Raw genomic sequence first — 24,565 nt, 5'->3', positions numbered from 1 at the left:
CGACGGCGGCCTTCCGATCCCGGAAGGCCGCCGTCGGCATGTGGGCCGGTGCGATTCCTCCCGATCCCGCGATGACCGCGCTCTTGCGAACGACTTGCAGGTACGGGCTACCATCGGGCCGATAGCAGCAGCTCAGGAGCGGAGTCCCGCCATGCATGTGCCCGACGGATTCATCGACGCGCCGGTGTCGGCGGTGACCGGTGTGGTCGCCGCCGGGGCCGTCGCGGTCAGTCTGCGCGGTGCCCGGCGGGAGCTCGACGAGCGGACCGCGCCGCTGGCCGGGCTGGTGGCGGCGTTCATCTTCGCCGTGCAGATGCTCAACTTCCCCGTCGCCGCCGGGACCAGCGGGCATCTGCTGGGCGGGGCGCTGGCCGCGATACTCGTGGGGCCGTATACGGGGGTGTTGTGCGTCTCCGTGGTGCTGCTGATGCAGGGCGTCCTGTTCGCCGACGGCGGCCTTACGGCGCTCGGCGTCAACATCACGGATATGGCCCTGGTCACCACGGTCGTGGCGTACGCGATCTTCCGCACGATCGTGAAGCTGGCCCCCCATCGCCGCCGTACGGTCACCGTGGCGTCCTTTGTGGCCGCGCTGGTCTCCGTACCGGCCGCGGCGGTGGCCTTCACGGCGATCTACGCGCTCGGCGGCACGGCCGATGTGGCGATCGGCAAGGTCTTCGCGGCGATGGTCGGGGTGCATGTGCTGATCGGCATCGGCGAGGCGGCGATCACCGCGCTGACGGTCGGTGCCGTCGTGGCCGTACGGCCGGATCTGGTCTACGGGGCGCGGGGCGTGACCGCGCGTCCGCTGGAGATCCGCGACAGCCCGCTCGCTCCGGCCGCGCCGGGAGCGGTGGCCCGGGCCGGGGCTCCGGCGGCCGAACCCTCGACGGCGACCTCCGAAGCCTCTGAGACGTCCGAGACCCCCGAGACTCGCGAGCCCGTCGCGACCCGTGAGCCCGCCGCCGCGCCGCGGCGGTCGGCACGGCGCGTGTGGTTCGCCGGGCTCGCCGCCGCGCTGCTGTGCGCCGGGGTTGTGAGCTTCTACGCCTCCGCCAGCCCCGACGGGCTGGAGAAGGTCGCCCATGACAAGGGCATCGACGCGAAGGAGGAGGACCACGCCGCCAAGGACTCCCCGCTCGCCGACTACGGCGTCAAGGACATCTCCGACGCCCGGCTCTCCGGCGGCCTCGCCGGGGTGATCGGGGTGGGCGCCACGCTCGCCGTCGGGTCCGGCGTCTTCATCGTCGTACGGCGGCGCCGGGCGACGGCCGACAGCGAGCGGGTCTGACGATGGGCGCGGGACACGCGCACAAGCTCTACCGGGAGGGCCGGTCGCCCGTCCACGCCCTCCCGCCGCACTGCAAGATCGCCGCCGTCTTCTGCTTCGTCATCGTCGTCGTCTCCACGCCCCGCGAGGCCGTCTGGGCCTTCGGGGCGTACGCGCTGCTGCTGGCCGGGGTGGCGGCGGCGGCCCGGATACCGGCCGGGTATCTGCTGCGGCGGCTGCTGATCGAGATCCCGTTCGTGGCCTTCGCCGTGCTGATGCCGTTCATCGCGGAGGGCCCGCGGGTGGCGGTGCTGGGGATGTCGCTCAGCGAGTCCGGGCTGTGGAGCGCCTGGAACATCCTCGCCAAGGGCACCCTCGGCGTCGCCGCCTCCGTCCTCCTGGCCTCCACGACCGAGCTGCGCGCCCTGCTGCTGGGGCTGCAGCGGCTGCGGATGCCCTCGCTGCTGGTGCAGATCGCCTCGTTCATGATCCGCTACGGGGACGTCATCTCCGATGAGATGCGCCGGATGCGGATCGCCCGCCAGTCACGCGGGTTCGAGGCGAGCGGGGTGCGCCACTGGGGGGCGCTCGCCTCCTCGGCCGGGGCGCTGTTCATCCGCTCCTACGAACGGGGCGAACGGGTCCACCTGGCGATGGTCAGCCGGGGCTATACGGGCACCATGCCGGTGATCGACGATGTGACGGCGTCCCGTGCCCAGTGGATGTACGCCGCCGCCCTCCCGCTGACCGCGCTGGCGGTCTGCCTGACCGGATGGATGCTCCCATGACCGACCCCGCCACCACACCGCCGTCCCTCCAGGTGGCCGGTCTGGCCTATGCGTACCCCGATGGCCATCAGGCCCTCTTCGGCGTCGATCTGACCGTGGCCCGCGGCGAGCGCGTCGCGCTGCTCGGCCCCAACGGCGCGGGCAAGACCACGCTGGTGCTGCACCTCAACGGCATCCTCACGGCGGGCGCCGGGACCGTCACGGTCGCGGGGCTGCCGGTGGCGAAGGCGCGGCTGGCCGAGATCCGCCGCCGGGTGGGCATCGTCTTCCAGGACCCGGACGACCAGCTCTTCATGCCGACCGTGCGCGAGGACGTGGCCTTCGGTCCGGCCGCGGCCGGGCTGCGCGGCCCGGAGCTGGAGGAGCGGGTGCGGCGCGCCCTGGAGCGAGTCGGGATGGCGGAGTTCGCCGACCGGCCGCCCCACCACCTCTCCTTCGGGCAGCGCCGGCGGGTGGCCGTGGCGACCGTGCTGGCCATGGAGCCGGAGATCCTGGTCCTGGACGAGCCCTCGTCCAACCTCGACCCGGCCTCGCGCCGCGAACTCGCCGACATCCTGCGCTCCCTGGAGGTGACCGTGCTGATGGTCACCCACGATCTGCCGTACGCGCTGGAGCTGTGCCCGCGCTCGGTGGTCCTCAGCGGCGGGGTGATCGCGGCGGACGGCGGGACGCAGGAGCTGCTGTGCGACGAGGAGCTGATGCGCGAACACCGGCTGGAGCTCCCCTTCGGGTTCGACCCCCGCTCGGTGACGGTGCCGGTGAGGTGAAGGTGCCGGTGTTTCCGGGTGGGAGAGGGCGCCGGTGAGATGACGGGCTTAGGCGTGTCCGCCGGGTCGTGGCGCCCGCGGCGCGCTGTTCCCCTCCCCGCCCCTTCCCGAAACTGGGGCTCCGCCCCGGACCCCGGAGCTGGGGCTCTGCCCCCGGACCCCGGACCGGGGCTCTGCCCCCGGGCCCTGGACCCGGGGGCGTAGCCCCTGTCACGCGGCGGAGCCGCGTATCGGTGCTGCGGGAAGGCGCGGGGATACGTGCCGGGGCGGCGCGCGATCACCCGGCCCCGCCGGACATGGACAGCGGCGTTGGCGCAGCTCGGTACGGCCGCCCGGCCTTGATCCGCTCCACCGCCGCCAGCAGATCCGCCTGCCGCACCCGCGGCTGTCCCGTCCGCAGCACCTCCGCCGCCGCGTCGATCACCGCACGGCGGATATCGCGCCCGGTCACCTCGTCGACCCCGGCCAGCCCCTCCGGGGAGACGTCCTCGGCGAGGGGGAGCGCGTCGGGCAGATGGCGCCGCCAGATCCCGGCGCGCGCCGCCTCGTCCGGTGCCGGGAAGCGCACATGCCACACCCGGCTGTCGAAGGCCGTGTCATAGCAGGCCACCAGGTTGGTGGCCAGGACGACCAGCCCCTCGTGGTGGTCCAGGGCGGTGAGCATCTCGCTGCGCATGGCGTTCACCGCGTGCTCGGCGCCCTGGCTGATGGTCTCGAACCGCGCGGACATGAGCGCGTCCGCCTCGTCCAGGAAGAGCACCGCGCCCTGCTCACGCGCCGCGTGGAAGAGCGCCGCCAGGTTCTTCGGGCCCTCGCCGTGGTATTTGCTCTCCAGCTGCGAGGCGCGGGCCGCGATCAGCGGACGTCCCAGCCGGTCGGCGAGGGCGTGGGCGGCCAGGGTCTTCCCCGTGCCGGGCGCGCCCTCCAGGTTCACCGCCGAGCCGGGATGCGGCTGTATCTCGCGCAGACCCCAGTCGTCGAAGAGCACCCGGCGCTGCTCCACGGTGTGCACGGCGCGCAGCAGTTGGTCCAGCGTCCGCTCCGGGAGCACCAGGCGGTCGAAGGTGTACAGCGGCCGCGTCGCGGTGAACTGCCGCGCCCGCTCGGCGATCGACGGCTCGTCCGGCTCCGGCCCGGCCCCCGATCCCGCCTCCGACCCCGATTGCCTTTCCCCGCCCGGCGGTTGGTTGGTGACCGTAAGGGTGAGCGGCCGCGGTCCGTTGCGGCCGCTGAACTCCTTCGCGGCCTCGATCAGCCGGGTCCGCAGCAGCGCCGCCTCCACATCGTCGGCGCCGCCCGGAATCCCGGTGACGGCGAAGGCGATACGCGACGTCCTTGCCAGGTTCCTCACTGGATCTCCCCCCTCAAACGCCGGACCGATCCCCGGACCGATCCCCGGACCGAACCCCGAACCCGAACCCCGAACCCGTCCCCGAACCCTCAGCCCCAGACCGCGACCCTGTGGTGTGCGTGGGCGCTGCGCACCCGCTTCTCGGCCTGCTTCGCCTCGATCCGGCGGCCCTCGACGAACTGCTCCCGCGAGGTGTCGAACAGCCCCTGGATATAGCTGACCTCGCCGTCGCGGATGGACTCGGCGACGGTGACCGCCCGCAGATCGGGATCGGAGTGCAGCCGCTCGCCCTGGGACCGGAACCAGTCCGCCAGGAACTCGATGGTCACGCACCCGACATGGACCACCGCGACCGCGCCGATCCCGCCGAGCGCCAGCAGGACCATGCCCAACAGACTCAGCATGACGGCGCCTCCTGCCCGAAGATGATGAGGTCCTTGTCGCCGAAGGCCGCGCGCAGCTCGCCGTCCAGGCGCCGGGCCCGGCAGACCCACACCGGGGCGGGCGGCGTCCCGGTGTCGCGCAGCGGTACGCCCTCCTGGTCCAGGAAGAAGGTCTGCACGAGGAACACCGGCCCCTCGCGCTGCCGCAGCACGGCCCCCGCCGCCGCCTCCGGCGCCCGCGCGCGATTGCGGACCAGGAAGGCGACCACATCGCGGTAGGTGAGCACGGCCCGCAGCGGTACGCGCCGGGTGCTCCGGGCGCTCCGGGTGCTCCGTCCGCTTCCGGTCGCGCGGCTCCGGCCGCCGCACTCCAGCGGGGCGCTCGCCTCGCGGAGCGTCCCGTCGAAGGTGCCGAGGCACCGGCCGTCGGCCGCCGTATCACCCAAGGCGCGCTGGTCGGGCATGCTTCTCCCCCGTCCTTCGAAAGGGCGGGCCCCCGGTTCCCCCGCGAGGGCCCGACGACCATATTCCGCACCGCGCCTGTCGCTTCGCGTCCCCCGATGCGGTGCGAAATCCGGGCGGGCGCTGTCGGTGCCCGCGACGACAGAAACCGACGTCCGGGCGGTCCACGCGGGCCACGAAGCCCGGGCGGCCATCACCGCTCGGCCCCGCCCCGGCGCGGCGGATGCGCCCCCAGGGCGGTCAGCCGGCGCAGCAGCAGATCCGGTTTGGTGTGCCGGGAGCACACGTACATCGCGAACATCATGCGGACGTCGGCCGGTTTGGAGACGATCCCGCAGGCGGTCATGGCCCGGTCGATCTGCGTACGGACCGTGGAGACCTTCACATCGAGCTGGAGGGCCGTCTCCTCGTACGAGTAGCCGTCCGCGTACCACTCCAGCGCCCGGATCTGGCCCTCGCTCAGCCCCGCCGCCCAGGAGGAGAACACCACGGGCTCATGGGCGGGCGCCTGCGGCGCCGACGAGGCCATATAGAGCGCGTCCAGCAGGGTCAGCTGGCCGAGCCCGGCCCGCGCGCACTGCCTCCGGAAGTCCCGCAGATCCTCCCCGTAGCGCTTCTCGCTGACCTCCAGCTCCTCCAGGATCCAGGCCACCCGGCCGCCGCGGGCCGTGCGCCCCAGCAGATCGGCGAAGTACGGCGGCACGCTGAGCCCGCATTCGCGCACCGCGGTCTCCAGGGCGGAGGCCAGATGCGGTTTCAGCCAGTGCGGATGGTGGCGGGCGTCCCATACGGCGTTGGCCAGGACCGCCGCGCCGACCGTCTTGCCGAAGACCGCCTTCGCCCCGCACACCCAGGGGGCCACCCGCTGGCGCCACTGCTCCGCAGCCGTGCACACCACCACATCCGAGCGCCGCACCAGATCGGCGAACTGCTCGGCGGTGCCGACGCCCATCATGTCGGCCACGCACACGTCGTACTCCGCGCCGCTCACCTCGAGCTGCTCCACCGAGTCCACCTCGCTGACCACGGTCAGCCGTGAATCGGCGTTCAGCGCGGCCACCAGGCCCCGTCTGGTCATCTCATGGTCCTCGACCACGGCCACCTGCAGCGGCTGCTCGGGTCCGTGCTCGGCCGACTCGTCTCTCATCCGACGCCCCCTTGACTCGGCTCGGTCGTGCTCTCTCGTTGGATCGGCAGGGTGAGCGTCACCTGGGTGAACCCGGCGACCGACCGCACCCGCAACGCCCCGCCCCGCTCGCGCAGCAGCCGGTCGTGGAGCGCCAGTGAGCGCATGGCGCCGACGCCGCGCGCCAGCACCTCGGGCGGGAAGCCCACGCCCTCGTCGGTGACCACCAGCTCCACCAGCCCGGCGCCGTCGGCGTCCTCGACGAGGTCCACATGCAGCACCGCGTCATGCACCCCGCCGCTGCGCGGCACATTGATCAGCGCGGCGCGCAGCGCGGCCTCCATCAGCTCCACCTGGGACGGCAGCACCCGGGCCGCGGCGCCGACCACGCGCTCGGTGACGATGGGCTCCACGGTGAGGGTGTCGTTGGTCGCCAGGGCGACCTGCCGGTGGACCATGCCGATCAGCGGCACCGACTCGCTGAACCGCCCGGTGCCGATGAAGGTGGCCAGCCGCTCCCGCGCCACCACCGCCGATTTGCGCAGCGAGTCGATCTGCTCGGGGTCCGAGGCGTCGATCCTCTGGAAGGCGTTGAGGGTGTGGCCGAGGTGGTTGTGGAGCTCGATGGCCAGCAGCTTCCGCTGTTCCTGCTCATGCAGCTGAAGGCTCATATCGCCCAGGTCGGCGGCGAGTTGCAGCAGGAACTTGGCGCCGCGGCGGATGAGGTACGCCAGCGCCCCGTAGCCGGTGAGCCCGATGAGCACATCGGAGTGGGCCAGCGCCTGCGGGCCGCCGTCGCCCAGGGCGATGACCGCGGCGTAGGAGGCGGCGATCGCGCAGGTGGCGGCGATCAGCACCCGCCGTGGCTGGCCGAGCGCCGAGCCGATGCCCGCGGCGGAGATCTGCTCGGTGGTCAGCACCAGCAGCGGGGCCATGTCCTGCGACCGGTGGGGGCCCAGGACCAGCGCACAGGCCCACAGGAACGCGACGGCCGAGCACAGCTCCACACCGGCCGCCGGACCGTCGTAGGTGGTCGGCGGCGTGGCGTGGGGCGTGGCCGGCGGCGTGTCCCGCGGATCGGGCCGACCGCCCGCGCCCTCCCGGCGCTCGGTGTCGTACGCGATCACCCGCCGGTGGTTACGGGCGATGTGCCCGACGAACCACAGGGATTCGGCCACCACCGCGCTCAGCAGCAGCAACGCCCTGCCGCGGTGCGCCAGATGGCCGGCGATCCCGGGCACCGTCACCGCCAGCTGGATGCCGTGCATCAGCCGGAAGATCAGCAGGATGCGCAGCATCTGCCATTCCATGTCCCGGCGGGCCAGCCGGTGCCGGTCGGCCGGTGGTTCGGCGGCCGGATGATGTCCGTCGGCCGGATGATGCCCGTCGACGGGGCGCGGCGCCCGCGCGCGCCCCTGGTGTCGTTCCTCGCGCGGCCACGGCCACGCCCCTAAACGCGGCCGCAACCGCCCCCGTAACCGAGCCACGTGCCCCCCGATGTTCCCTGGCTCCAGTGTGGAGGGGCCGAGGGACGGCGCAACAGGGACCCTTGGCCCTGGCGGAGCCGCGTGCGCGGGTACGGGAGGGCGCTCGGAGGCATACCGGGGGCGCGTGGCGCCATGTCTCCCGCGCCGCCCCGCCGCACCTGCGGCGCCTCGGGCCGTTACGCCTCCCGCGCCGCCAGACTGGTCCGCACCGCGCGCACCAGCGCCTGCGCACGCGGATCCGCGGTGACACCGCGCCGCATACCGTTGGTGACGTAGGCAAAGCCGATGCGCGCCTCCGGGTCGGCGAAGGCGAGCGAGCCCCCGCGCCCCGGGTGGCCGAAGGAGCCCGGCCCCAGCAGCGGGCAGGCCGGGCCGTGCAGCATGTAGCCGAGGCCGTAGCGGGTGCCGACGACCAGGACCCGGTCCGGCCCCGCGGACTCCTCCGTACGGGCCATCGTGAGCGTCGCCGGGGCGAAGAGCCGGCCCCCCGAGCGGGCCGTACGGGCCGAGGGCAGCGGGCCGATCAGCGCCGCGTAGAAGCGGGCCAGCGCCTCGGCGGTGGCCACCCCGCCCGAGGCGGGCAGCTCGGCGGCGAGATAGGCGGGGTCGTTCTCGTCCGGCACCGGGGTGATCGCGGCGAACGCCCGCCGGGTCAGCGACTCGGGATCCCGATACGCCTCGGCGACCGACCGCTTGGGACGAATCCGCGGCCCGTGGGCGGCGGGCGCGGCCAGGGCCTCCACCGCCGCGATCCGGCCGACCCGGGCCCGCTGCTCCTCGGGCAGCCCGAGCCACAGGTCGAGCCCCAGCGGGCGGGCGATCTCCTCGGCGATCCAGCGCCCGATGGTCCGCCCGGTGACCCTGCGCACCAGCTCGCCCAGCAGCCAGCTGTACGTCTGGGCGTGGTAGCCGTGCGCCGTACCGGGCTCCCATACGGGCCGCTGGGCGGCGACGGCCCGCGGCCCGGATATGCCGTCGACAGCCTCGGCGGGGGTCAGCGGGGTGTCGAGCACGGGCACGCCGGTGCGGTGCGCCAGCAGATGCCGCACCAGCACCCGCTCCTTGCCGGCCGCCTTGAACTCCGGCCAGTAGGTGCTCACCCGGCCGTCCAGGTCCAGCTGGCCGCGCTGGTGCAGCAGCAGCGGCACGGCGGCGGCGACGCCCTTGGTGACCGACCGGACGACCTGGGCGGTGTCCTGGGTCCAGGGCTCGGGAACGCCGCCGGAAGCCCCGGGGCCGTTCTCGCCGTCGTCGGGGGCCTTCGTATCGGAGGTGTCCGTATCGGAGGTGTCCGTGTCGGGGGCCTTCGTGCCGCCCCACAGATCGACGACCTTTTCGCCCTCCCGGTAGAGCACCATGGCCGCACCACGCTCGCCGTGCCGGGTGAAGTTCGCCGCGAAGGCGTCCCGGACCGGTTCGAAACCGTCGGCCACCGTGCCCTGGACGTCCACCACTGATCCGACTCCCGCCATGCCGACCCGCGCGTGCGTGCTGTGTTTCTCCTTATGGTGCAACGTCCCGCGGGTGAGGATCATGCCGGGGCCGGGCAGGATCACCGGCGGACGCGCCACCGTGGGGCGGCGGCGGTCCGGGAGCCGACGAGAAGGGGCACACGGTGCGGAGATTCGAGGGCTACGCGGTCATGCTCACCGGCGCGGGACGCGGGATCGGGGAGGTCACCGCCCGCCGCTTCGCCGACGAGGGCGCCCGGGTGCTGATCACCGACCTGGACGGCGAACGGGCCGCGAAGGCCGCCGCGGCCATACGGGCCGACGGCGGCGAGGCCGAGTCGCTGGGCTGCGATGCGGCCCGGCGGGAGGACGCCGAGGCGGCCGTGGCGCACGCCGTAAGGAGCTTCGGAAGGCTGGACGTCCTGGTCAACAGCGCCCACTCATGCCATGTCGACACCCCGCTGTTCGAGGACCAGCTGGACGACGAGTGGCAGCAGGACATCGATGTCACCCTCGGCGGGGCCTTCCGCTGCTCCCGCGCCGCGCTGCCGCATCTGGCCGCCGCGGAGGGCCGGGGCGTGATCGTCAACGTCGGCTCGGTCAACGGCATCCAGGACTTCGGCAACCACGCCTACAGCGCCGCCAAGGCCGGCCTGGGCAGCCTCACCCGCACCCTGGCCGCCCACGCCGCCCGGCGGGGCGTCCGCGTCAACCTCGTGGCCCCCGGCACGATCCGCACCCCCGGCTGGGACGGCCAGGAGGACACCCTGCGCCGCGCCGCCGAGGTCTACCCCCTCGGCCGGGTCGGCGAGCCCGCCGACATCGCGGCCGCCATCACCTTCCTCGCCTCATCCGACGCCGCCTGGATCACCGGGACCACCCTCCCCGTGGACGGCGGCATCACGACCACGAACGTGGCGGTGCGCAGGGCCTTCGGTCACTCGGAGACGCCCAGCGAGACATAGTCGTAACGGCCCTCCCAGGGCTCGCTCGTATAGACGTTGGTCAGCCGGGAGCCGCGCCAGATCACGCTCTTCTGGAACAGGATGGGCAGATACGCGGCGGAGTCGGAGATCCTCCGATTGATCTGCGCGTAGTCGCTCCCGGCCTTCGCCGGATCCTGTTCGGCGATCGCGGCGTCGAAGAGGTCGTCGACCGTGGGGTCGTCCAGCTCCGCGATATTGAGATTTCCGGCGGGCCGGAGGAAACGGCTGTCGGCGAGCGGCTGCAGAAAGCTCTGGCCGGAGGGGTAGTCGGCCAGCCAGCGGTACAGGACGATGCCGTATTTCTTCTTCTTCACCGTCGCGGGCGCGCCTATCGTCTCGCTGAAACGGTTGCCGTCGACCTGAGCGACCTCGGTGGTGATGCCGACCTTCCGCAGCGATGCCTGGAGCGACATCGCGACGGGCATATCGGCGGGGCGATTGTTCCGCACCGCGATGGTGGTCCGGAATCCGCCCGGCTCTCCGCACGCCTTCAGTTCGGCCTCGGCCTTTTCGGTGTCCGGCTTGCCCTTGTTCTCGAGCGTCCCGTACGGATCGTAGGAGGAGTCGGAGCCCGCGATGGTGGGCGGGAGCATATGGGGCGCGATATCGCCGGTCCGCGGACCGCCCGCGGCGGTCCGCATGTTCTCCCTGTCCGCCGCGTAGAGGACCGCCTTACGGCAGTGGACGTTGTCCAGGGGTTTGACGGAGCGAGGGAGGGCCGCGAACATGAGCACCCCGTTGGACGGGCTGTCCAGCCGGGCGCTGAGGCCGGAACTGCCCGTGGCCTGGGCGAGGGAGGCACCGGTCAGTCCGGAGGATTCCAGGTCCAGGTCATAGTCGCCCGCGAACAGGGATTTCGTATTCGTCTGCTCGTTGCTGCTGATATTCACCGTGATCCGCTCGGGCAGGGCGGTGCGGATCGGATCGGACGACCGCTTCCACTCGGGGTTACGGACCAGTTCCAGCGATGTGCCCGGCTCGTAGCTCTCGAAGGTGTACGGCCCCGAGGAGAACGGCCTCTCCTGGTACTTGCCCTTGGTGTCCTTCGTCTTCTTCACCGGTGATGCCGAGGGCGTGGCCAGCATGCGCTCGAAGTCACCGTTGGCCTTCGGCAGTTTGAAGACGATGGTCCTGTCGTCGGGAGTCCTGATGGCCTTCAGGCCGAGCTTGTCCTTGGACGTGTCCTTGTACGGCCCTTTGTAGGTGAGGCCGGGATCGAGCGTCTCCTGGATGAAGGTCGGGCCGCCGGGGATGTCGTCCTGGGCCCAGATCCGCTCGATGCCGTATTTGATGTCCTGGGACGTGATCGCGGTGCCGTCCTCCCAGGTGATCCCGGGGCGCAGGGTGTAGGTGTACGTCTTGCCGCCGTCGGTCACCTCGGCCTTCCGCTCGGCGAGATCCGGAACCAATTCGGTGCCGTCCTTACCGGGCTTGGGGGCATAGGTGACCAGTTGGCGGGCGTAGTAGCGGGAGAAGTTCCAGACGAAGCCGTAATAGCTGCGCTGGGGGTCCCATGAGTCCGCGTCGTCCTTGCTGATGAACTTCAGCGTTCCGCCCGGCTGCGTCGAGGGGTTGAGGACGCCCCCCTCGGCCGCGGCGTTGTTCCCGGAGGTGGGACGCGGCTTCGGGGTGCTGGACGACTTCGAGGTGTTGTGCCCGGAGCCGTCCTTGGAGGAGTCCTTCATCCAGGACATCGCCAGGGGTATGCCCGCGGCCACCAGGGCCACGAAGAGCGCTCCGGCCAGCCCGTAGGTGACGGCGCGGCGGCGGCCCGGAGAGGCGCCGCCGGGGGCGGGGAGCGGCGCGGGCGACGGCAGGGCCATCGGCGACCAGGTGGGCATCGGCGGCATCGCGGGATGCGGCACGGGCCCGGGGGGCGAGGGGACCGAGGCGGCCGGTTCGTGGTCGTACGGCGGGGGCGGCGGGCCGAAGCCGGGTGGTGCCCAGGCGGCGTTGCGGGCCAGGGCGAGCCCGCCCGCCGTATTGCGGTCGCGCTTCTGCGGCAGCGGCCGCCCCTTGGCCCGCAGCGCCGCGTACACCTGCGCGTAGACCGTGTCCAGGTCCAGCAGCTCCGGCCCGCCCGGCACCCCTTGGCGCAGCAGCCGCAACAGCTCACCGGTGAAGGCCGTATGGTGCTCGCCGGGCGGGGCGAGCGCGAAGCTGGTGTCGGGGACCGAGGCCAGCAGATAGGTGCCCTCGATCTCCACCTGGTCGATCACCGCTTCGGCGCTCGCCGCGCTCATGAAGCCGAGCACGCGTCCGCTGAAGCAGCAGTCGAGCAGCATCACCTGACGCCCGGCCCGCCCGTCGAGCACGACGTCGCGGAGCGTGCCGTACGGCAGCCCGGTGTAGGAGCGGTGCTGTATGGACCCGGTGAGCCCCAGGAAGAGCTCGCCGCGGCGCGGCTCCACGAGACCGTGGCCGGCGAAGTACACCAGCAGGGTGTCCGTGGCCTCCTCGGCCGCGGTCCGGATGGCCTCGAGGACCTCGACCGCGGTGGCGGGGTCCTCGATGACCGTGCAGTGCTCGGGCGCCAGCCCCCAGGAGCCCGGCGCGCACAGGGCCGCGGCCAGCGCGCTCAGATTGTTGGCCACCGCCGGGATCTGCTCCAGGTGGGCATAGCGGCTGGTGCCGATGAGGACCGCGCGGGTGGCGGACGGGTCGGGCAGAACGGCCACGGCTACCGCCCTCCCCCTCCGTTGGCCTGACGGTCCGGTTCCGGTTCCGGTTCGTGGGCGGCCGGGCGCTCCAGCGCGTCGATCAGACGCCGCAGCTCCTCGTCGCCGCCGCCGTCGAGGTCGACCGTAAGGTCGCCACGGCGCACGGTGATCCGCCGGGTGTGCGGACGTGTCTGCCGCCAGGTGGACAGCGCGAGGGCGAAGGAGGCCGCGCTCCAGGCGTTCTCGGTGACCAGCTGCAGCACATCGGTGAGCACGCCCATCTGGCCCGGCGCCGGCTCGGCCTGGACCAGCTCCACATGGGCACCGCGGCGCGCGGCCGGATCCCGTCTCAGCCAGTCGAGGAGCGATCGCAGCTCCGCCTCCCCACCGTTCACCGCTACGTCGATCCGCACCGAGCCCCCCTTGTGACGACGGTCTCCCCGATTCTGTCCTACCCAGGGGCATCCGCGCAGGAGCAACGAAGAGCAAGGTCACCGGAGTTCGGGAGCGAGCGGCCCGCCTCATGGCTGCCCCGCCGGTGGTGTGGCCAGGGCCCGGCGCCACTGCTCGGTGACCGATCGCCGCAGGCGTTCCGTGTCGACGGCGCCCGGGTCGAGGAGGCGTTGCAGCCCGATGCCTCGGAGCTGTCCGACGATCGCCACCGCGACCTCCTCGGGCGCGAGGCCGTGGCGGATGGTGCCTTCGGCGATGCCGGCCTCCATGTCGACGCGCAGATCGGCCCGGAACGACGCGTCCCGCTCGCGGAAGATCGGTGCCAGTTCGGGCATGGTGGGCGCCTCGGCCCACAGCAGCAGGAACGCGCGGTTGGCGGCGCCCACCTGGCCCAGCTCGCCGATGTAGCCGTTGATCAGCCGCAGGAGGCGGTCCAGCCCTGGGGGCAGATCGGCCAGGCCCGGGACGAACCCGGATTGTGCGGTGCGGGCCAGGAGCTCGAGGAGGGCCTGCTTCGAGCCGAAGTGGTGGGTGACGATTCCGCGGCTGTACCCGGCTCGCTCACCCACCCGGGCCAGCGTCAGCGAGCGCACTCCCTGCTCGACGACCAGCTCGGCGGCGGCCGCCAGCAATGCGGCTTCGGCCTGGTCGCGGCGCTGCTTCTGGGTGCGGCGGGGGGTCGTCATGACGGGAGTCCTCACTAACTTGCGTGTCGTCCAACAAGTTTATACGGTGCCACTCATCCTGACTGGAGGTTTCGATGATCGACATGGATGAGCGCGCCCTCGATGTCTTCCTGGCCGAAGACCCCGGCGGCCCCGTGGTGATGCTGAACCTGCTGCGATTCCGCCCGGACGGCGGGCGCGAGAGCTACCAGCGCTATATCGAGGCGCTGGGCCCGGAGATCAACGCGCGGTACGGACTGCGGGTGGAGTACCTCGGAGACGGCGGTCACGCCCTGGTCGCCGAGAAGGGGCAGGCATGGGACACGGTGCTCCTGGTGCGCTACCCCAGCCGCCAGGCGTTCGCCGACATGGTCCGTGACCCCGACTACAGGGCGGTGTCCCATCTCCGCGCCGAGGCGCTGGTGGAATCGGTCCTCCAGCCCACCGTGCCGCTCCAGGGGAGCGTGGTCTGATGCCCGCCGTCTTCGTACACGGCAATCCCGAGACGGCGGCCGTCTGGGATCCCCTGCTCGCCGAACTGCAGGCCGCCGGCGCTGCTCCGGCCGACCTCATCTGTCTGTCCCCGCCCGGGTTCGGCGCCCCGCTGCCGCCCGGGTTCGGGGCGACCGTCGGGGACTACCGCGACTGGCTGATCGAGGAGCTGACCCGCTTCGCCGAGCCCGTGGACCTGGTGGGCCACGACTGGGGCGGCGGACACGTCCTCAACGCGGTGATGAGCCGCCCGGAGCTGGTACGCAGCTGGGCCAGCGACACGATCGCGGTCTTCGAACCCGACTACGTCTGGCATGAGCTCGCCCAGCGATGGCAGACACCGGGAATCGGCGAGGCCGATGTGGCCGCCCGCTTCGGCGCGCCCGTCGAGCAGCGGATCGCCACCCTCATCGAGCGGGGGATGGGCGAGTCGGCGGCCGAGCGGGTCGCCCAGGGGCAGAACGAGGCGATGGGCCGGGCCGTGATCGCGCTCTACACCTCCGCCATGCCTCCGGTGATGGCCGAACTCGGCCGGAACCTGGTAAACGCGGCGCGGCGGCCTGGGCTCCTGTTCCTCGCCACCGAGGACCACGCGGTCGGAACCGCCGAGCAACGACGCCGCGCCGCGCGCCGCGCCGGTGCGCGGGTGGAGGTCCTCGACGGGCTGGGCCACTGGTGGATGACACACGACCCCGCCCGCGGGGCGGAGGCGCTCACCCGCTTCTGGGCGTCTCTGGACCAGGGGTAGCAGCACCCACGCGGATGCCGCCACGAGGGGCGGCCCGAAGTGTGCAGCGGATCAACTCGTGTGCAGCATCAGCCCGATGCCCGCCACCATCAGCCCCGCCGCCGCGATCCTCGGGCCGCCGAACCGCTCCTTGAAGAACAGCGTCCCGATCGCCGCGCCCACGATGATCGACGATTCGCGCAGCGCCGCGATCGGGGCGAGTTCGGCCTGGGTCTGGGCCCACAGGACCAGGCCGTAGGCGGAGACCGACAGCAGTCCGCCGAGCAGTCCGCGCACCGCCACGGGGCGCAGTTGGCGCAGGAGCGCGCCGCGGCGGATGGCCAGGGCGTAGCCGGGGATGGCGAAGCCCTCCAGGATCATCAGCCAGGCGATATAGCCGGGTGCGCTGCCGGAGGCGCGTACCCCCAGGCCGTCCACGACGGTGTACGCGGCGATGGACAGACCGGTGGCGATGGCGGCCGTAAGGGCGAGCCACTGCGGTGCGGCCCCGCCGCTCTGCCCGGGTTTCTGCCCGCCGTTCTCCCCCGCTTCCTCGCGGTCGGCGTGCCGGGCGCCCCTGACGCCCCACAGCGCCACGCCCACCAGCCCGGCCGAGGCCAGCGCGATCCCCGCCGCCTGCCAGCGGTCCGGCCGCTCGCCGACGAAGACCGCGGCGGCCCCGGTCACCACCAGCGGGGCGGTGCCGCGCGCGAGGGGATACATCTGGCCGAAGTCGCCCAGATGGAACGAGCGCATGAGCAGCAGCTGATAGACCACGTGGATGGCCGCGGAGGCCAGCAGATACGGCCAGGCGTCCGCGGCGGGCAGCGGGGCGAACGGCAGCAGCGCCAGCCCGCACACCGCCCCGCCGCCGCCCACCAGCGTGAAGGCGAGCAGCTGGTCGCGGATGCCGTGCGCGATGGCGTTCCACGACGCGTGGGTGACGGCCGCGATGAGCACCGCGGCCGCGACGAGCGGGGTCACGCGGACCGCTCGCGCACATCCACCAGGGTGCCCTCCGCGTGCGCGATCAGGGTCTTGGGGGCGAGCGGGAAGACGGTGTGGGGGTTGCCCGCCGCGGCCCATACGGTCTCGTGGTCCAGCAGCCGGCGGTCGGCGAGGACGCGGGTGCGGGTGCGGTGGCCGAAGGGCGGCACCCCACCGATGGCGTAACCGGTGGTCTCCCGCACCAGCGCCGCGCTCGCCCGGCCGACGCTCCCGGCGCCCAGCTCCTGCCGTACGAGCTCGACGTCGACCCGTGACGCCCCGTCCATCAGCACCACCACAGGCTGGCCGTCCGCCTCGAAGACCAGCGACTTGACGATCTGGCTCAGCTCGCAGCCGATGGCCGCGGCGGCCTCGGCGGCGGTCCGGGTGGCGTCGGGGAAGCGGCGCACCTCGACGGCCAGGCCGAGCTCGCGCAGGGCTTCGGCGAAGCGGGGGTGGGCGGCGGTGTCAGGGGTGGGTGCGGGATCGACCATGGAGCGACGCTATCCACGCGCCCGTCGCCCACGCCACGGCATTTCCCCGAGACCCGAGACCCGAGGCCCGAGGTCGCACCGGCCGCCCCGCCGAACGCGAAGGAGCCGGGCGGGCGCTGGTGCGCTCGCCCGGCTCCTGTGCCGTCAGACCGGCGGAACCGGAGGGAACTTCCGGCTCAGCCGCCCGCGCGCAGCAGCGCCGCCACCATCGGGCCCGCGGTGTCGCCGCCGTGGCCGCCCTCGGGGACCACACCGGCGGCCGCGATGTCATCGCGGTACGCGCTGAACCAGCCGTTGGGCTTCTCCTGGTTGTCCACCTCGGCCGAACCGGTCTTGGCGCCGAAGTCGCCGCTCATCCCGGCCATCGCCTCGGCGGCGGTGCCCGAGGTGGCCGTCAGCCGCATCAGCTTGCGCAGCTGGTCATGGGTGCTCGACTTCATCGTCTTGCTCGCCTTGGCCAGCGTCCGGTCGTCCAGCGACGGCGAGACCAGGTACGGCTGGCGGAAGGTGCCGGTGGAGGCCGTGGCCGCGACCGACGCCATGTTGAGCGGGTTCATCCGCACCCCGCCCTGGCCGATCAGCGAGGCGGCCTTGGAGGCCGCCGACTGCGCCGGCACCGCGCCGTCGAAGGAGGGCACACCGGTCTGCCAGTTGAGCCCGATACCGAAGACGTTCCGGGCCTCGTTGGTCAGGTCGTCGTTCTTCAGCTTCCCCGCCTGGCTGATGAAGGCCGTGTTGCAGGAGCGGGCGAAGCTCTGCTCGAAGGTGCCGTTCTTGATCTCGAACTTCTTGTCGTTCTGGAACTTCCAGCCCCCGTAACTGAAGTACTTGGGGCACGGATGGGCCTTGCCGTACGCCGCCAGACCCTTGTCGATCAGCGTGGCCGAGGTGATGATCTTCATCGTCGAGCCGGGTGCGTACGAGCCCTGCAGGGCGGTGTTGAAGCCGCTCGCGGGGGAGTTGGCCACCGCGAGGATCTCACCGGTGCTGGGCTTGACCGCCACCACCGACGCCTTGGTGCGCTTGCTCACCTGCTGCTCGGCGGTGCTCTGGAGCGATGCGTCGATCGTCGTACGGAGCGTGCCCGGGGTGCCCTTGGAGAGCACCTTCAGCGTCTTGTCGGGGGACTTGGAGCCCTTGGCGCGCTGGATCCAGGTCTCCACGCCCGCCTTGCCGCCCGCCTTCTTGCCGTACCGCTCGCGCAGCGCGGCCAGGACGGTCTTGAGGGTCGGGTGCTCGTCGGCGGTCAGTTCCTTGCCGTCGCGGTCCACCGCCTTGATCGGCGGCGCCTCGGACGCGCCGGTCTTCAGGGTGTCGCCCTCGGCCAGGTCGGGCTGGACCACCGAGGGCTTCCAGGCGACGACCGGCTTACCGGTCTTGGTGTCGCGCGTGACGGTCAGCGAGGATTCATACGTCCAGGGGACGCTCTGACCGCCGGAGGAGATCTGGGCGTTCACCGAGAACGGCACCTTCGCCCCGCTCGCCGACCCCGCCTCCAGCGCCACCTTGGCCACATGGGCCTTCTTGCGGTAGTCGCCCAGCGCCGTGGTGGCCGCGCCGGTGTCGTCCGTAAGGGCGGCGGCCTTCGCCGTCTCGCCCGCCGACCAGGCCGCCAGGAACGCGCGGGCGGTGGTCTTGACCTCGGCCGCGCTGGGCGGGCCGGTCTTCACGTTCTTCAGGGACGGCTTGTCGTCACCCGAGCCGGCGCTCGCACCGTCCTTCGCACTGGATGAATCGTCCTGGCCGCTGCCGCAACCGGCAACACCGACCATGGCGGCGAACACCGCACCGACGATCGCGGCTCTCGCGCCACTCCGCATTACAGAACCCCCACAGTGTTCTCGATTCCCTCCATCAGTCGATGGAGGCCGCGGTGCCCGGCACTCTACCGGCACCAAGCGAAGCCCCCGCGCCCTCACCGTAGGGGGCGCGGGGGCGGGGGCCGGATCCGGACGGCGGGCCGGGGATCAGATCCAGGTATCCAGCCACATCCGGGCACGCCAGGAGTCCATCGGCATCGTCTGCCCGGTGTAGAGCGGGAAGAAATAGATGAAGTTCCAGACGATCAGCAGGACCAGCGCGCCCGAGCCCACGGCGCCGATCACCCGCCGGGTCTCGCTCGCCCCCGGTGGCCCCAGCAGCGCGCCGATCATCATCGCCACCGCCAGACACAGGAAGGGCAGGAAGACGACGGCGTAGAAGGAGAAGATCGTCCGGTCCTGGTAGAGGAACCACGGCAGATAGCCCGCCGCGATCCCGCACAGGATCGCGCCCGCCCGCCAGTCGCGCCGCAGCGCCCACCGGAACAGCAGGTACAGCAGCGCGAAACAGGCCGTCCACCACAGCAGCGGGGTGCCGAGCGCCAGCACCTCACGGGCGCACTTCTCGGCGGCGTCGGTGGGGCAGCCCTCCTGGCCGGCCCGCGGGGACTCGTAGAAGTACGAGACCGGGCGGGACTGCACCATCCAGCTCCACGGATTGGACTGGTAGACATGCGGCGAGTCCAGGTTGACGTGGAACTGGTAGACCTCGGTCTCGTAGTGCCACAGGCTGCGCAGCGGGTTGAGCAGCCAGTCGAAGGCGCCGTCGGTGCGATAGCCGCCGCCGTCCGGCTTCTTGGATTCGGCCCAGTGCCGGAAGTAGCCGCTGTGCTGCCAGCCGCGCTCCCGGTCCAAGGTGCCGCTCGAGGCGAACCAGCCCGACCAGGAGGCGATGTACGTGACGATCGCCACAGGCACCAGCGAGAGGAACGCCCAGCCCAGATCGCGCCGCAGCACCGCCCGGTAGGGCCGGAGGGCGCCCGCCGTACGGCGGCTGCCCACGTCCCACAGGACGGCCATCAGGCCGAAGGCGGCCAGTACGTACAGCCCGTTCCACTTGGTGCCGACCGCCAGGCCCAGCAGCACCCCGGCCGCGATCCGCCACGGCCGCGCGCCCAGCTTCAGGCCCCGGGCGACCGCCGGATCCGACCGTGGCGTGCCGTCCTCACCGGCCGGCAGCGCCGCCGCCAGCCTGGCGCGCGCCTGGTCCCGGTCCACGAGCAGGCAGCCGAAGGCGGCCAGCACGAAGAACATCACGACCAGGTCGAGCAGGGCCGTGCGGCTCATCACGTAGTGCAGCCCGTCCACGGCCATCAGCGCGCCCGCCAGGCAGCCGAGGAACGTCGACCGGAACAGCCGCCGCCCGATCCGGCACAGCATCAGCACCGAGACCGTGCCGAGCAGCGCGACCATGAAGCGCCAGCCGAACGGATGCAGCCCGAAGAGCTGCTCGCCGAGGCCGATCACCCACTTGCCCACCGGCGGGTGCACCACATACGAGGCCGCGTCGCTGAGCGGGATGTGCTGCGGGGTCTCCAGGATCCGGTCGTTGGCGGCCTTCGGCCAGGTGCCCTCGTAGCCGTACTCCCAGATCGACCAGGCGTCCTTGGCGTAGTACGTCTCGTCGAATATGACGTTGTCCGGGCTGCCCAGCCGCCAGAAGCGGGTCAGCCCGGCGCACAGCGCGACCAGCAGCGGACCGCCCCAGCCGCTCCAGCGGGCGATTCTGGCCGCCGCCGAGGGGGTCGCGCCGAAGACCTCCCAGAGCCGGGTGCCCGGCTCCGCGTACGGCGGGACCAGCCGCTCCCGTACGCCGGGCCGGGTCCGGCCCGCGTATCCGAAGCGGCGCAGCCGGCGCTGCCAGGCCGGCTGCTGCTGGCCGGTGGCTTTGCCCGGCTGGGCGTGGGTCGCGGTGTCACTGCTCACCGGGCCATCGTAGGGAAGGGGTCTGTGAGTGTGGTGGGGAAAGGCGGCGAACCGGGGATTCGCGCGGCGAACCGGGGACGCGTGCGGCGAACCGGGGACGCGTGCGGCGAACCGGGGACGCGTGCCCGGGGCGGCGGGCGCGCGGGGCCGCCCCGGCCGGCTGCGAGGATGGTGGGCGTGACTGGAACGCTCGTACTGGCAGGGACCCCCATCGGCGACACGGCGGACGCGCCCCCGCGGCTGGCCGCCGAACTCGCGGCCGCCGACGTGATCGCCGCCGAGGACACCCGGCGGCTGCGCCGACTCACCCAGGCCCTGGACGTGCGCCCGGCCGCGCGGGTGGTGTCCTATTTCGAGGGCAACGAGTCGGCCCGCACGCCCGAGCTGGTCGAGTCGCTGGCCGAGGGCGCCCGGGTGCTGCTGGTCACCGACGCGGGCATGCCGTCGGTCTCCGACCCCGGCTACCGCCTGGTCGCCGCCGCCGTGGAGCGCGGGATCACCGTCACCGCCGTGCCCGGCCCGTCCGCGGTGCTCACCGCCCTGGCCGTGTCCGGGCTGCCGGTGGACCGCTTCTGCTTCGAGGGGTTCCCGCCGCGCAAGGCGGGGGAGCGGCTGACCCGGCTGCGCGAGGTCGCCGACGAGCGCCGCACCCTGGTCTGGTTCGAGGCCCCGCACCGGCTGGACGACACCCTCGCGGCCATGGCCGAGGTGTTCGGCCCGGACCGCCGCGCCGCGGTGTGCCGGGAGCTGACCAAGACGTACGAGGAGGTGCGGCGCGGCCCGCTGGCGGAGCTGGCCGCCTGGGCGGCGGAGGGCGTGCGCGGCGAGATCACCATCGTGGTCGAGGGCGCCCCGGCGCCCGGCCCCGAGGAGGCGGGCCCCGCCGAGCTGGCCCGCCGGGTCGCGGTGCGCGAGGAGGCCGGTGAGCGCCGTAAGGAGGCCATCGCGGCGGTCGCGCAGGAGGCCGGGCTGCCCAAACGGCAGGTGTTCGACGCCGTGGTGGCGGCGAAGAACGCGACGGGAAGCGCGCCACGAGAAGGTAAAGCGCCGTAGCGAAAGGCAAAGCTCAGGTTAGTAGCCGGGCAGCATCGTGCCGGTTTTGGGAAGGCCGGTGCCAAATCTCGCTCAAAGAGCGGGAAGGGCCGATGCGGCAGCGCCGGGAAAGGCGTCCACTGGGTGGGGAAGACCTGGGGCGATCCCATCCCGGAAGACTTGTCCTGTGTGACAAGAGGAGCTGCCATGAGCGATATAGCGGGAACCTCGAGCGGTGCTCATCCGATAGCCGCCCACACCCCCTCCGCCGGCCCTGGCGAGGTGGCCCACGAGGCCTACGCCTTCGCCTGCATGAAGTGCGGGCACGGCTGGGAGCGGTCGTACGACATCGAACACCACGTGGACGGCGAGGGCCGGGCCTTCGTCGTCTACTTCACCGGCGGCCTGCGCGTTCCGTCCCCGCTGACGAGCCCCGACTGCGTCAACTGCGGTGCGCATCTGGTGCGGATCATGCGCTCGGGGCAGGTCTCCTCGGCCCTGGAGAGTGCGCGGCGCGGGAGGCCGCACACCGCCCGGGGCCCGGAGGCGGCCACCGGCGCGACGGAGGTGACGGACGGGGCACCGGCCCGGGCGGACGCCGGGACGGATGGCGCGCCGGAAAACGAGGGTCCCGCACGACGCCGGGCGCACCATTGGCATCTGGCGAATCTGCTGCACCCCTTTCAGCACCACCGCGACTGAGTACGTTCCGGTTCATCTGAGCTGTTTCACCTGAGCGGGTTCAGATGGGCCGGTTCATCTGAGCCCGTTCACCTGAGCCGGTTCACCTGAGCCGGGCGCGGGGCAACTGAGCGGCCGGACGCGATTCACCGCACATTCACCGGGATTCATAGAATCGCGACCATGGCGAAAACAACATCGACCCCCGGCGGCAACGGCAAGGCGAGCGGCGCGCAAAAGGAAAAGGACGCGCCCCCGCCGCCGCCGGAGCCCCTGCGGGTCCCGGTCGCCGATTCCCACACCCACCTGGACATGCAGCCGGGCACGGTCGAGGAGGCACTGGCCAAGGCCGCCTCGGTCGGCGTGACGACCGTCGTCCAGGTGGGATGCGACCTGGCCGGGTCCCAGTGGGCGGCCGAGACCGCGGCGGCGCACGAGAGCGTCTGGGCCACCGTGGCCCTGCACCCCAACGAGGCGCCCCGCATCGTCCTCGGCACACCTCCTTCTGGGGGGCAAGCCCCCCAGACCCCCCGCGACGGCTGGTCCCGGCAGGGGGCGCGGCAGCCCGGCGGCGACGCGGCCCTGGACGCGGCCCTCGACCGGATAGCGGCCCTCGCCGCCCTGCCCCAGGTGCGGGGCGTGGGCGAGACCGGCCTGGACTACTTCCGCACCGGCCCCGAGGGCATGGCCGCCCAGGAGCGCTCGTTCCGCCGCCACATCGCCATCGCCAAGGAGCACGGCAAGGCGCTGGTCATCCACGACCGCGAGGCCCACGACGATGTGCTGCGGGTGCTCGCCGAGGAGGGCGCGCCCGACACCGTCGTCTTCCACTGCTACTCCGGCGACGCGGCCATGGCGAAGATCTGCGCCGAGCGCGGCTACTACATGTCGTTCGCGGGCAACGTCACCTTCAAGAACGCCCAGCCGCTGCGCGACGCCCTCGCCGTCGCCCCGCTCGACCTCGTCCTCGTCGAGACCGACGCGCCGTTCCTGACCCCCGCCCCCTACCGCGGACGGCCTAACGCTCCGTATCTGATTCCGCTCACCCTGCGGGCCATGGCCGAGGTCAAGGGCGTCCCCGAGGACACCCTGGCGACCGCCGTGGCCGCCAATACGGCGCGTGTCTTCGGCTATTGAGAGGGCGGTGGCGTCTCCTGAGGGGCGGTGGCGATCCGAAACACCTGATCACACTGCGTGATGATCTCCCTTTGGAGAGTCACCCCCACTCCGCTACAGTCCCGGACTCAACGCCCTGACCAGTGGACTTGTGGAGTGTTACCGGAGTGTTCTTGTGAGCCGTAGGGGCAGCCACCGCGTCTCGGGCGGCCGTGCCGCCGCCCGCCGAGCCGCCCGCCGCGGCGCCGCCGGCCGGACCGACCCGATGCGCCGGCTGCTGCCGCAGGCGATGGTGGTCGCCGCGCTGGCGGGCGGCACCTCCGCCTTCGTCGCCCAGGACAAGGCCGTACGGCTCAGCGTCGACGGCGATACGCGCACCCTGCACACCTACGCCGACGACGTGGGCGAGCTGCTGGCCGACGAGGACGTCCACGTCGGCGAGCACGACATCGTCGCCCCCGCGCCCGGGGAGCGGCTCGCCAACGGCGACGAGATCGCCGTCCGCTACGGCCGCCCGGTCACCCTCACCCTCGACGGGGAGCGCCGCCGGGTGTGGACCACCGCCCACACGGTTGACGGCGCACTGCGCCAACTGGGCGTACGTGCCGAGGGCGCGTACCTCTCCGCCTCCCGCTCCGCCGCCATCACCAACCGCGGCCTGCTCCTGCACGTGCGCACCGAGCGCACCGTCACCTTCCGCGCCGACGGGCGCGAACACACCATCCGCACCAACGCGGCCACCGTCGGCGAGGCCCTCGCGGCCGCCGGGCTCACCCTGCGCGGCCAGGACACCACCTCCGTCCCCCAGGACAGCTTCCCGCGCGACGGCCAGATGGTGACGGTGATGCGGATCACCGGCGGCAAGGAGATCCGCGACGAACCGGTGCCCTTCACCACCGTCCGCCGCGCCGACCCCACCCTCCCCAAGGGCACCGAACTCGTGGAGCGGCCCGGCGAACCGGGCACCCTGCGCACCACCTACCGGGTGCGCAGCGTCAACGGCGTACGGCAGCGGCCGCGGAAGCTCGGCAGCGAGATCGTCAAGCCGCCGGTGGCCCGGATCGTCCGGGTCGGCACCATGATCGTGCCCGCCCGGGTCGGCGGCCCGGCGGACGGGCTCAACTGGCGGGCGATGGCGCACTGCGAATCGGGCGGCCGGCCGGACGCGGTCGACGGCTCCGGCCGCTACGGCGGCCTCTACCAACTCGACCAGGGCACCTGGCACCACCTCGGCGGCCACGGCCGCCCCCAGGACGCGCCCCCGGCCGAACAGACCTACCGCGCCAAGAAGCTCTACCAGCAGCGGGGCACCGGCCCCTGGCCGACGTGCGGCCGCAAGCTCCAGCACTAGGCGCTCCGCGGGAAGTGCCGCGAGGGGCGGTCGTTCATCCGCGGCTGTGTCGTGGCTGGTCCCGCGCGGTGGAGCCGCATATCGACACGG

General features: G+C 72.6%; 23 protein-coding genes. 10 read left to right on the top strand and 13 right to left on the bottom strand.

From position 1 onward, the window contains the following. The first annotated feature begins 151 nt into the window (after positions 1–151). From J8403_RS17630 to J8403_RS17620, 3 genes are read left to right on the top strand one after another with little or no spacing between them, the layout of a single operon-like run. Positions 152–1,291 (top strand): energy-coupling factor ABC transporter permease, encoded by a 1,140-nt coding sequence (locus J8403_RS17630; protein WP_211124033.1) that lies wholly within the window; start codon positions 152–154, stop codon positions 1,289–1,291. A 2-nt stretch (positions 1,292–1,293) separates the two neighbouring features. Further along, on the top strand, positions 1,294–2,058 hold the full coding sequence (gene cbiQ / locus J8403_RS17625; protein ID WP_211124032.1) for a cobalt ECF transporter T component CbiQ: 765 nt from the start codon (positions 1,294–1,296) through the stop codon (positions 2,056–2,058). Beyond that, positions 2,055–2,825, top strand: coding sequence for an energy-coupling factor ABC transporter ATP-binding protein (locus tag J8403_RS17620; RefSeq protein ID WP_211124031.1), 771 nt, complete (start codon positions 2,055–2,057; stop codon positions 2,823–2,825). Before cbiQ ends, J8403_RS17620 begins: the two co-directional genes overlap by 4 nt. Positions 2,826–3,102: 277 nt before the next feature. Here J8403_RS17620 and J8403_RS17615 read toward each other — a convergent pair whose 3' ends face one another. The 6 genes from J8403_RS17615 to J8403_RS17590 form a co-directional block, all read right to left on the bottom strand. Beyond that, complete coding sequence (locus tag J8403_RS17615) at positions 3,103–4,176, bottom strand: ATP-binding protein (protein ID WP_246585880.1); 1,074 nt, start codon at positions 4,174–4,176, stop codon at positions 3,103–3,105. 89 nt (positions 4,177–4,265) lie between these two features. Further along, positions 4,266–4,580, bottom strand: coding sequence for a hypothetical protein (locus J8403_RS17610; RefSeq protein WP_208515972.1), 315 nt, complete (start codon positions 4,578–4,580; stop codon positions 4,266–4,268). Then, the gene (locus tag J8403_RS17605) at positions 4,574–5,023 is read right to left on the bottom strand and encodes a hypothetical protein (RefSeq protein ID WP_211124030.1); all 450 of its coding nucleotides are present in this window, start codon (positions 5,021–5,023) and stop codon (positions 4,574–4,576) included. The genes J8403_RS17610 and J8403_RS17605 overlap by 7 nt, the downstream gene beginning before the upstream one ends. A 191-nt stretch (positions 5,024–5,214) precedes the next feature. After that, positions 5,215–6,168, bottom strand: a complete 954-nt coding sequence (locus tag J8403_RS17600; protein ID WP_211124029.1) for a sigma factor-like helix-turn-helix DNA-binding protein — start codon at positions 6,166–6,168, stop codon at positions 5,215–5,217. After that, entirely contained in the window at positions 6,165–7,445 is a 1,281-nt protein-coding gene (locus J8403_RS17595) for a sensor histidine kinase (protein ID WP_211124028.1), read from the bottom strand. Before J8403_RS17595 ends, J8403_RS17600 begins: the two co-directional genes overlap by 4 nt. 365 nt (positions 7,446–7,810) lie before the next feature. After that, positions 7,811–9,088 carry a serine hydrolase domain-containing protein gene (locus J8403_RS17590; protein ID WP_425519806.1) on the bottom strand — a complete coding sequence of 426 codons (1,278 nt, stop codon included), beginning with the start codon at positions 9,086–9,088 and terminating at the stop codon, positions 7,811–7,813. A 161-nt stretch (positions 9,089–9,249) separates the two neighbouring features. On the opposite strand from J8403_RS17590, the gene J8403_RS17585 reads away from it, so the two are divergent. After that, entirely contained in the window at positions 9,250–10,050 is an 801-nt protein-coding gene (locus J8403_RS17585; protein WP_211124026.1) for an SDR family NAD(P)-dependent oxidoreductase, read from the top strand. Here the strand turns inward: J8403_RS17585 and J8403_RS17580 are convergent. The 3 genes from J8403_RS17580 to J8403_RS17570 all read right to left on the bottom strand — a co-directional run bounded on the left by J8403_RS17580 (position 10,023) and on the right by J8403_RS17570 (position 13,870). Then, on the bottom strand, positions 10,023–12,749 hold the full coding sequence (locus tag J8403_RS17580) for a caspase, EACC1-associated type (RefSeq protein WP_211124025.1): 2,727 nt from the start codon (positions 12,747–12,749) through the stop codon (positions 10,023–10,025). The genes J8403_RS17585 and J8403_RS17580 overlap by 28 nt on opposite strands. Before the next feature lie 2 nt (positions 12,750–12,751). Further along, on the bottom strand, positions 12,752–13,144 hold the full coding sequence (locus J8403_RS17575; RefSeq protein ID WP_211124024.1) for an effector-associated constant component EACC1: 393 nt from the start codon (positions 13,142–13,144) through the stop codon (positions 12,752–12,754). Between the two features lie 108 nt (positions 13,145–13,252). Continuing rightward, the gene (locus J8403_RS17570; RefSeq protein WP_211124023.1) at positions 13,253–13,870 is read right to left on the bottom strand and encodes a TetR/AcrR family transcriptional regulator; all 618 of its coding nucleotides are present in this window, start codon (positions 13,868–13,870) and stop codon (positions 13,253–13,255) included. 74 nt (positions 13,871–13,944) lie between these two features. Here J8403_RS17570 and J8403_RS17565 point away from each other — a divergent pair, with 74 nt between their 5' ends. Together J8403_RS17565 and J8403_RS17560 are read left to right on the top strand one after the other, a co-directional pair. After that, positions 13,945–14,322 carry a DUF1330 domain-containing protein gene (locus tag J8403_RS17565; RefSeq protein ID WP_211124022.1) on the top strand — a complete coding sequence of 126 codons (378 nt, stop codon included), beginning with the start codon at positions 13,945–13,947 and terminating at the stop codon, positions 14,320–14,322. Next, on the top strand, positions 14,322–15,089 hold the full coding sequence (locus J8403_RS17560; protein ID WP_211124021.1) for an alpha/beta fold hydrolase: 768 nt from the start codon (positions 14,322–14,324) through the stop codon (positions 15,087–15,089). Before J8403_RS17565 ends, J8403_RS17560 begins: the two co-directional genes overlap by 1 nt. A gap of 51 nt (positions 15,090–15,140) precedes the next feature. Here the strand turns inward: J8403_RS17560 and J8403_RS17555 are convergent, their stop codons facing one another. The 4 genes from J8403_RS17555 to J8403_RS17540 all read right to left on the bottom strand — a co-directional run bounded on the left by J8403_RS17555 (position 15,141) and on the right by J8403_RS17540 (position 20,295). Further along, positions 15,141–16,052, bottom strand: a complete 912-nt coding sequence (locus J8403_RS17555; RefSeq protein WP_211124020.1) for a DMT family transporter — start codon at positions 16,050–16,052, stop codon at positions 15,141–15,143. Then, the gene (locus J8403_RS17550) at positions 16,049–16,549 is read right to left on the bottom strand and encodes a YbaK/EbsC family protein (RefSeq protein ID WP_211124019.1); all 501 of its coding nucleotides are present in this window, start codon (positions 16,547–16,549) and stop codon (positions 16,049–16,051) included. Before J8403_RS17550 ends, J8403_RS17555 begins: the two co-directional genes overlap by 4 nt. Before the next feature lie 176 nt (positions 16,550–16,725). After that, the gene (locus J8403_RS17545; RefSeq protein WP_211124018.1) at positions 16,726–18,369 is read right to left on the bottom strand and encodes a penicillin-binding transpeptidase domain-containing protein; all 1,644 of its coding nucleotides are present in this window, start codon (positions 18,367–18,369) and stop codon (positions 16,726–16,728) included. Between the two features lie 147 nt (positions 18,370–18,516). Further along, positions 18,517–20,295 (bottom strand): dolichyl-phosphate-mannose--protein mannosyltransferase, encoded by a 1,779-nt coding sequence (locus J8403_RS17540; protein ID WP_211124017.1) that lies wholly within the window; start codon positions 20,293–20,295, stop codon positions 18,517–18,519. Between the two features lie 177 nt (positions 20,296–20,472). On the opposite strand from J8403_RS17540, the gene rsmI reads away from it, so the two are divergent. The 4 genes from rsmI (at position 20,473) to J8403_RS17520 (ending at position 24,475) form a co-directional block, all read left to right on the top strand. Next, entirely contained in the window at positions 20,473–21,348 is an 876-nt protein-coding gene (gene rsmI, locus J8403_RS17535) for a 16S rRNA (cytidine(1402)-2'-O)-methyltransferase (protein ID WP_137967114.1), read from the top strand. Between the two features lie 186 nt (positions 21,349–21,534). After that, complete coding sequence (locus J8403_RS17530; protein ID WP_211124016.1) at positions 21,535–22,029, top strand: hypothetical protein; 495 nt, start codon at positions 21,535–21,537, stop codon at positions 22,027–22,029. A gap of 162 nt (positions 22,030–22,191) precedes the next feature. Then, a complete protein-coding gene (locus tag J8403_RS17525) occupies positions 22,192–23,145 on the top strand; it encodes a TatD family hydrolase (RefSeq protein WP_211124015.1) in 954 nt (317 codons plus the stop codon). A 130-nt stretch (positions 23,146–23,275) separates the two neighbouring features. Continuing rightward, the gene (locus J8403_RS17520; RefSeq protein ID WP_246585879.1) at positions 23,276–24,475 is read left to right on the top strand and encodes a resuscitation-promoting factor; all 1,200 of its coding nucleotides are present in this window, start codon (positions 23,276–23,278) and stop codon (positions 24,473–24,475) included. Positions 24,476–24,565: the final 90 nt, after the last annotated feature.

Origin of the sequence: Streptomyces yatensis, from assembly GCF_018069625.1 — a bacterium.
Classification (GTDB): domain Bacteria; phylum Actinomycetota; class Actinomycetes; order Streptomycetales; family Streptomycetaceae; genus Streptomyces; species Streptomyces yatensis.
This window is presented reverse-complemented; position numbering and strand designations above follow the sequence as displayed.

Coding starts and splice junctions, on each gene's coding strand:
- J8403_RS17630 (WP_211124033.1), top strand. CDS start 152: ATGCATGTGCCCGACGGATTCATCGACGCGCCGGTGTCGGCGGTGACC.
- cbiQ (WP_211124032.1), top strand. CDS start 1,294: ATGGGCGCGGGACACGCGCACAAGCTCTACCGGGAGGGCCGGTCGCCC.
- J8403_RS17620 (WP_211124031.1), top strand. CDS start 2,055: ATGACCGACCCCGCCACCACACCGCCGTCCCTCCAGGTGGCCGGTCTG.
- J8403_RS17610 (WP_208515972.1), bottom strand. CDS start 4,580: ATGCTGAGTCTGTTGGGCATGGTCCTGCTGGCGCTCGGCGGGATCGGC.
- J8403_RS17605 (WP_211124030.1), bottom strand. CDS start 5,023: ATGCCCGACCAGCGCGCCTTGGGTGATACGGCGGCCGACGGCCGGTGC.
- J8403_RS17600 (WP_211124029.1), bottom strand. CDS start 6,168: ATGAGAGACGAGTCGGCCGAGCACGGACCCGAGCAGCCGCTGCAGGTG.
- J8403_RS17595 (WP_211124028.1), bottom strand. CDS start 7,445: ATGCTGCGCATCCTGCTGATCTTCCGGCTGATGCACGGCATCCAGCTG.
- J8403_RS17570 (WP_211124023.1), bottom strand. CDS start 13,870: ATGACGACCCCCCGCCGCACCCAGAAGCAGCGCCGCGACCAGGCCGAA.
- J8403_RS17565 (WP_211124022.1), top strand. CDS start 13,945: ATGATCGACATGGATGAGCGCGCCCTCGATGTCTTCCTGGCCGAAGAC.
- J8403_RS17560 (WP_211124021.1), top strand. CDS start 14,322: ATGCCCGCCGTCTTCGTACACGGCAATCCCGAGACGGCGGCCGTCTGG.
- J8403_RS17550 (WP_211124019.1), bottom strand. CDS start 16,549: ATGGTCGATCCCGCACCCACCCCTGACACCGCCGCCCACCCCCGCTTC.
- J8403_RS17545 (WP_211124018.1), bottom strand. CDS start 18,369: ATGCGGAGTGGCGCGAGAGCCGCGATCGTCGGTGCGGTGTTCGCCGCC.
- J8403_RS17530 (WP_211124016.1), top strand. CDS start 21,535: ATGAGCGATATAGCGGGAACCTCGAGCGGTGCTCATCCGATAGCCGCC.
- J8403_RS17525 (WP_211124015.1), top strand. CDS start 22,192: ATGGCGAAAACAACATCGACCCCCGGCGGCAACGGCAAGGCGAGCGGC.